General features: G+C 30.5%; 1 protein-coding gene. It reads right to left on the bottom strand.

Annotation, left to right across the window (positions count from 1 at the left end; genetic code table 11):
• Positions 1 to 479 precede the first annotated feature (479 nt).
• On the bottom strand, positions 480 to 686 hold the full coding sequence (locus ABD814_RS04140; protein WP_344910620.1) for a hypothetical protein: 207 nt from the start codon (positions 684 to 686) through the stop codon (positions 480 to 482).
• Positions 687 to 838: the final 152 nt, after the last annotated feature.

The raw sequence follows: 838 nt of genomic DNA, 5'->3' as shown, positions 1-838 counted from the left end.
TTTTCACTTAATTAGTGAAAGATCGATTGTGTATTTTTAATTGATTTAACGCAGTTTCTTAGTGGCTTATGGTCGGGCTGTGAATAATCTAGGCGTAAGTTAATATTTCTTGATTTTTCTTTCTGCAATTGCTCTAATGGGTCCACTTATATATATATGGCAAAGACAAAGAATGCTTACAGCTGGAAACAACCACTCAGATTGATTTGGAATTGTAAAGTACAACAATAATATAAAAATTAAAGTTCCACTAACATACCATACTGAGTACTCTACTCCTTCTTTATACAATTTTAGATAGCTAATATATAGTTTTTTTAGTTGATCCAAAATTTACATCTCCCCTTTGAAAAATAAGTAATCAATTCATAGAATATCACAAATTATAGTTGCTTTATAAATAATTTTTATAATAGCACATATTATTAATAGAGGAAAGAGCTCCTTATTATAGGAGCTCATTAATCTATTTTACTATTTTAGTTCTTATATCCTGTTAAAGCGTAAATTATACCACCATCAACTAATAGTCCAGCTGTTGTCAATTTACCAATGACCATTTTACCTGCACCATATTTTGCAGCACCTGCAGCTAGTTTAATCCCAATTGCTGCACCTGCTGTAGTGAACACAATCCCTCCATTAGCATTCATTAATTCTTCTTTACTTAGACTTAATAACTCCATATTATTCCACCTCTCTTAATAGTATGAATTTATATTAAGGTAAAGCTACTTAAATGTGTGCACCCATTATTCACTCACCTAAATAGTGTACACTGAATAATATCTAAATGCCGTCCTCTTAACAGTTCTGTTGATTTTTTGATATACTAAGT

Source organism: Amphibacillus indicireducens (genome assembly GCF_039539605.1).
GTDB classification, from domain to species: Bacteria; Bacillota; Bacilli; order Bacillales; family Amphibacillaceae; genus Amphibacillus; species Amphibacillus indicireducens.
This window is presented reverse-complemented; position numbering and strand designations above follow the sequence as displayed.

Bases quoted from the DNA above. Each gene is read 5' to 3' on its own strand.
- ABD814_RS04140 (WP_344910620.1), bottom strand. From the start codon at position 686: ATGGAGTTATTAAGTCTAAGTAAAGAAGAATTAATGAATGCTAATGGA.